Genomic DNA, 6,000 nt, shown 5'->3' with positions numbered 1-6,000 from the left:
TGATGCCCAGCGGGGTTTGCTCGGCGGGCTTGAGTACCACGCAGTTACCGGCAGCCAGGGCTGGAGCGAGTTTCCACGCGGCCATCAGGATCGGGAAGTTCCACGGGATGATCTGGCCGACCACGCCCAACGGCTCATGGAAGTGATAGGCCGCAGTGTGTTCGTTGATTTCCGCCGAGCTGCCTTCCTGGGCGCGGATGCAACCGGCGTAGTAGCGGAAGTGGTCCACGGCCAGCGGGATGTCGGCGTTCAGCGTTTCACGCACGGCCTTGCCGTTGTCCCAGGTTTCAGTGACGGCCAGCAGTTCGAGGTTCTGCTCGATGCGGTCGGCGATTTTCAGCAGCGCCAGGGAGCGGTCCTGCACCGAGGTCTTGCCCCAGGCATCGGCAGCGGCGTGGGCAGCGTCCAGGGCCTTGTCGATGTCTTCGGCCGTGGAGCGGGGAAACTCGGCAATCGGTTGGCCATTCACCGGCGAGGTGGTGGTGAAGTACTGACCTTTGACCGGTGCGACAAACTCGCCGCCGATGTAGTTGCCGTAGCGGGACTTGAAGGAAACGATGGCACCGGCAGTGCCTGGGTGGGCGTAGTTCATGATCGCGTTCTCTTGTTGTTTTGGGGTGTGACCGCCCACAGGACGGTCACTGTCAGGTGCACAAGCCGTGCAGGGTCAGGAACCCTGAGGGGGTTCGCCACGAGCCAGGCGTGCATTGATGTCTTCAATGACGGCCGGTAGATCGACGATGGTGTCGATCAGGTAGTGCGGGCGTGAACCTTCGAACATCCTGGTGATGCGGGCACGCTCTTCGGCCAGCTTGTCCGAAGGCAAGTCCCGGAACTGGTCATAGGTCAGCCCCAGTGCGTTGCCGGAGCAGGTCAATGCGACCGTCCACATGCCGGCACTGCGGCCTTCAAGGATGCCAGGCCAGGTGTCGTCGACCTTGACGCAAGCGGCCACATCGCTGATGCCCAACGCGATCACGTTGGCCAGGGCCTGGGCCGGGTGCGGGCGGCCATTGGGTACTTCGTCAGTGGCCACGACGTGGTCGGCGACGTAGCCGTTCTTGCGCGCCAGCTCGACGACTTTCTCCATGACCACCGCCGGGTAACCGGAGCACGAACCGATTTTCAGGCCCTTGTCGCGCAAGGCGTCGATGGTATCCAGAGCCCCTGGAATCAGCGCCGAGTGCAGGGCGATCTTCTCGATCTGCAAGGGCATGAAGCGCTCATACAGGGCGGTGACATCGTCATCCGTCGGCAGGCGTCCGAAGGCGGCCTGGTAACGTGCGGCGATCTGCGGCTCGTTGCACAACGTGCGGATGTGGTCCCACTTGCCCATGCCCATCGGACCCCGGGCTTCTGCCAGGGAGACCGCTACGCCAAACTCGGCGAAGGCTTCGACAAAAATCTGCGTGGGTGCAAAGGAACCGAAATCAACGACGGTGCCCGCCCAGTCCAGAACCACGGCTTGCAGTTGGGAAGGTTGTTTGTATTGCATGATGATTGCTCCAGGGAAAGTTGAGTGGGTAGTACGAATTCAGGGCGTGGTGCCGACAATGACCGGTTGTACCGGGGTCGATACCAACAGCGGGTTTTCCAGGGTTTTCGGCCGGCTGTTCCAGAATGGCAGCAACATCAAGATGGCCAGTATTGCGGCGCCGGTGAAGACCATGAACACGGTGATGGTGTCGAAATAACCCGGCAGCAGGCCGCCGAGAACTGCACCGACCGAACCACAGCCGTTGACGAAGCCTGCGGCGGAGGCAGCCCCGTCCTTGCTGCCGAAGTCGATGGCCGCCGAACCGCTGATCATCGAGTCCGGCCCGTACAGCGTCAGGCCCATCATGAACAGCAGGCCGACCACCAGGTACAGACTTCCGCTTTGCATGGCGGGAACGAACAGTCCCAGGCAGACAGTGAGGACCACCAGGCTGAGCACGCAGGCCGGTATGCGGCGAGCGCCGAAGTATTTGTCTGAGGCGATACCGATGAGGATGGGGCCTACCAGACCTGCCAGTTCAAACGAGGTAGGAACGATTGCAGATGCAACCTTGCCGATCTCGGGCATGCGTTCATAGATGATGACCGGGCCCCACAGCAGAATGGCGTAGCGGGCGGGCTTGAGCATGAAATAGGCAAGGCCGAGCACCAGCACGGTGCGATTTTTCATCACGGTCCGTATGCCGGCCCACATGCTTTCGCGGGGCACCACGACGTTGCTGACCGGTTCGATCTCGATTTCGACAGCAGGCAGGCCTACGTCTTCCGGACGGTTGCGTTGCAGGAAATAGAACAACACCGCCACCACCAGCACGACAACGGCACTGCTGATGAACGCGATGCGCCAGTCGTGATAGGCCTGATAAGCCCACCAGCCGGCAAACGGTGTGGCCACCAGACCGCCAAAGGCGTACGAGGTGCTCCAGTAACCGAGTACGCGGCCACGCTCACTGGTACTGAAGAAACTCCCGACGTTCTTGCACAGGCCCGACCAACCGGTGGATTGGGCGAAGCCCTGCACCAGCATGCAGGAGGCGAAGATCGGTAGCGTGGCGTAGGTCCCCATCAGGAGCGCCGCCACCGCCGAAATGACCAGGCCGCTGAGGACCACCACCCTTGGGCCGAAACGGTCGGAGAAGTTGCCCCACAGGAACTGGCCCACGGCATAGGCCGTCAGGTACAGGGCGTCGAGGTTGGCCATCACGGCCTTTTCGAGCATGAAGTCCGGGTCTTCGCCAATACCCAGCTTGGCCACGGAGAACGCTTTGCGGGTGAAGTAGAAGGCGGCATACGCCACCCAGGTGATCAGGAAAATCTGCACGCGCCAACGCTGGAGGGATTTCCAGCCGGTGGCGAGAGGGCTTGTCGTGTTGTTCATGGTGTACTGATCCCGTATGTGGTGCCAGACAGCGCAAATTGGTCGGTTTTTGTTTTTGTTTTCGGTGCACAAGTCTGTCCATTCGCACGACATCGATCGATGAACGTGCAAATGGCATCAGGCTTTGATTCATGAATTACGCGATCGCTGACTCCTGCCCGGCGCTGCCGAGCGGTACGTCATCGAATCCATGGTTTAAAAAAAGATCCCTGCCCAAAGGTGCTACCCATTGCACCTTCGCTCGAATCGGCAGAGACCTTTAAAGGGGTCGATCAGGCCGCGGGCTTGAACATGTCCACGTCCATGGCGACCAGGCTGTCCGCGATTGCACGGAGCAACTGGTGGACGATGTATTCGTCGATCTGGCCGATGCAGCCGATGCGGAAACTCTCGGCAACGGTCAACTTGCCGGGGTAGATGATGAACTGCCGGGCCTTGAGTTCTTCGTAGAAGCGCGTGAAATCGAAGTTGGGATGTTCAGGGCTGAAGAACGTGGTGATGATCGGCGACAGCCAACGGTCTTCCAGCAGCGTCTTGAAGCCCAGTTCGCGCATGCCGGCAACCAGCACGTCGCGGTTGCGGGTGTAGCGCGCCAGTCGGCCGTGTACGCCACCTTCGTCGCTGTGCTGTTCCAGTGCCTTGTGGAACGCCACCACACTGTGGGTCGGCGGAGTGAAGCGCCATTGGCCGGTGCGCTCCATGTAGGCCCATTGCTCGAAAAGATCGAGGGACAGCGAGTTGGCGCGGCCTTTGGCGGCTTCCAGCACGGAACGGCGGATGATCACGAAACCGAAGCCCGGGATACCCTCGATGCACTTGTTGGCGGAGGACACCACCACGTCGAAGGCTATGTCCTTCACCGTCAGCGGCACGGCCCCGAAGGAACTCATGGCATCGATGATCAGGCTCTTGCCGTGGGCCTTCACGACATCGGCGATTTCACGCAGCGGGTTGAGGATCCCGGAGCTGGTTTCGCAATGGACGACGAAGACGTTGGTGATGTCAGGGTTGGCCTTGAGCAGGGCGTCCACTTCTTCGGGCTGGGGCGGCAGGTAATCGCCCTTGTCCAGGGTAATGAACGCACGACCGAGGTACTCCAGGGTCTTGGTGGCGCGCTGGCCGTAGGCGCCGTTCATCAGCACCAGGGCTTTGCCGTCACGGGGGATGGCGGTGGCCAGGGCGGCCTCGACCGAGTAGCTGCCGCTGCCCTGCAGTGGCACGCAGGCGAAGCTGTCATCCTCTACGCCGGCCATGCTCAGCAGTTTCTGGCGAACTTCAGCGGTGACCTGATTGAAGGCACCGTCCCATGATCCCCAGTCGCGCAGCATGGCTTCCTTGGTGGCTTTGGAAGTGGTCAGCGGGCCTGGGGTCAGCAGGTAGGGTTCACCCAGGGCTGGGGTTGCCAGTGGCTGGGTAGTCGGGAATTCGGCTTTGGTCATGATCTTCTCCGGCGATGTTGTTTTTGTGGGGAGTGATGCATGGGTTGATAAAAACATCTGGCAAGAAATAACTGAAATCGATTTATCACATGTCACAAACAAGCTGAGCTTATAACTGAGGTGGCACGTGGCCTTCGCCTGGTTGGTTCATCCGCAGCAGGAATTCAAAGGCAGCAGAAAGACCCCGCGCGGTGAATAACCGGGCGGGGTTTTCTGTTCGTTAGCGTGAAATTTCGCTTCGGGGCGGGGCGCTTATCCCTTGTCCGCCTTGCCGGCGGCTGCCGCGAATTTCGCCAGGCGCACGTCAAGTCGACGGGGAGGTCGGTTGTGGTCTTCAGCATGCTCCTTGCGGCGAATGGCGTTACGCACCATCAATGAGCCCAGGTAGCGCACCGGCTCCGGCGGAAAATGCCCAAGCGGACCTTGCACCAGCGGCGAGCGCGTCCAGGGGTTGTCCACCCCGAGCACCAGTGACGACAGGATCTGCCCACCCATATGGCACGGACCCACGCCGCTGCCGGAATAGCCGAAGCCATAGAAGACGTTGCCGCTCGCGCCCATGCGGCCGAAGAAAGGCAGGCCGGTGACCGAGCGATCGGAGGGGCCGTTCCAGGTAGCGGCGATACCGACGTCGGCAAAATCCGGAAAGAACTCCGTCAGCGTGTTGCGCAACAGCCCTGCGTAGGGCGATGGCTGGTCGAAAACCGGCAGGATACGACCGCCGTAGGCAAAGGTGTTCCCCCCTTTGCCGAGCATGATCCGGCCGTCCGGGGTGTTGTGGTAGTAGTGCACGAAAATCCGCGAGTCGAGCACGGTGACCCCGCTGGTCAGGCCGATGCGCTCGAGCAAGTCCGGTCGCGGCTCGGTGATGATCATGTCGCTGGAGACAATGGCCACCGAACGCGAGAACTGTGGAAAGGCGCGGGCCATCCAGGCGTTCATCGCCAGCACGACCCGGTCGCAGGTCACTTTGCCGTTCGGCGTATTGACGCTGGCGGGCATGCCTTCTTCCAGGCTGGTCATCGGTGTGCCCTCGAAAATCCGTACGCCCAGTTCCAGTGCCACCCGGCGCAGCCCACGGACCAGCTTGCCCGGCTGCACACTGGCAGCCGCCGGCGAGAACCAGCCCTCGATGTGCCGGGCCGAGCCAGACATGCGTTGCACGTCAGGTAGCGCACATTTGGCGAAAGAGTTGATGCCATGGCGCTCCAATGCCGCGATCACCCCATCGGTCGAGCCGACCTGGGCACGGTTGGTCGCCGTGTAGAGCGTGCCGTCGAGACGGTAATCGGCATCCACCGCGTACTTTTCGCAAAAGGCGCCGATGGCGTAGATGCTCTGCTCCGATTCCTTGACCAGGCGTATCGCCTCCTTGACGCCGAACAGGCGCTCGAGGGTGAAGTACTTGGCCGACCATGACAGCGCGCAGCCGCCATTGCGTCCACTGGCACCGGCACCGCAGATGTCGGCTTCGACGATAACCACATCCAGCTCGGGATTCTGTTCCTTGAGCATGATGGCGGTCCACAGACCGGTATAGCCACCGCCGACGATGCAGACGTCGGCGCGGGTGTTCTGTTGCAGCGCAGGGCAGGGCGCAGCGGGTTGATTTTTCAGGGCCTGGTCCAGCCAGTAGGGGCGCATGGGGTCATCTCCGTTGGATCGGTTCGAGGCAGGGTTGGGGAC

The 6,000-nt window shown here is 61.5% G+C and carries 5 protein-coding genes; all 5 read right to left on the bottom strand.

Annotated elements, in window-relative coordinates; translation table 11 throughout:
- Nucleotides 1-592 (bottom strand): aldehyde dehydrogenase family protein (locus tag Q8X48_RS23785; RefSeq protein WP_407802785.1); only part of this gene is annotated, 592 nt, incomplete at its 3' end.
- A 75-nt stretch (nt 593-667) separates the two neighbouring features.
- Complete coding sequence (phnX, locus tag Q8X48_RS23780; RefSeq protein WP_407801410.1) at nt 668-1,495, bottom strand: phosphonoacetaldehyde hydrolase; 828 nt, start codon at nt 1,493-1,495, stop codon at nt 668-670.
- A gap of 39 nt (nt 1,496-1,534) precedes the next feature.
- Nucleotides 1,535-2,875: an MFS transporter gene (locus Q8X48_RS23775; protein ID WP_407801409.1), complete on the bottom strand. Its 1,341-nt coding sequence runs from the start codon at nt 2,873-2,875 to the stop codon at nt 1,535-1,537.
- A 272-nt stretch (nt 2,876-3,147) separates the two neighbouring features.
- Complete coding sequence (locus Q8X48_RS23770) at nt 3,148-4,314, bottom strand: 2-aminoethylphosphonate--pyruvate transaminase (RefSeq protein ID WP_102675709.1); 1,167 nt, start codon at nt 4,312-4,314, stop codon at nt 3,148-3,150.
- A 252-nt stretch (nt 4,315-4,566) separates the two neighbouring features.
- Nucleotides 4,567-5,958 (bottom strand): FAD-dependent oxidoreductase, encoded by a 1,392-nt coding sequence (locus Q8X48_RS23765; protein WP_407801408.1) that lies wholly within the window; start codon nt 5,956-5,958, stop codon nt 4,567-4,569.
- Nucleotides 5,959-6,000: the final 42 nt, after the last annotated feature.

The organism is Pseudomonas sp. QLc11A, assembly GCF_052112305.1.
GTDB classification, from domain to species: Bacteria; Pseudomonadota; Gammaproteobacteria; order Pseudomonadales; family Pseudomonadaceae; genus Aquipseudomonas; species Aquipseudomonas laurylsulfatiphila.
This window is presented reverse-complemented; position numbering and strand designations above follow the sequence as displayed.

Excerpts from the sequence above, each read along its gene's own strand:
- phnX (WP_407801410.1), bottom strand. The coding sequence starts at position 1,495 with ATGCAATACAAACAACCTTCCCAACTGCAAGCCGTGGTTCTGGACTGG.
- Q8X48_RS23775 (WP_407801409.1), bottom strand. The coding sequence starts at position 2,875 with ATGAACAACACGACAAGCCCTCTCGCCACCGGCTGGAAATCCCTCCAG.
- Q8X48_RS23770 (WP_102675709.1), bottom strand. The coding sequence starts at position 4,314 with ATGACCAAAGCCGAATTCCCGACTACCCAGCCACTGGCAACCCCAGCC.
- Q8X48_RS23765 (WP_407801408.1), bottom strand. The coding sequence starts at position 5,958 with ATGCGCCCCTACTGGCTGGACCAGGCCCTGAAAAATCAACCCGCTGCG.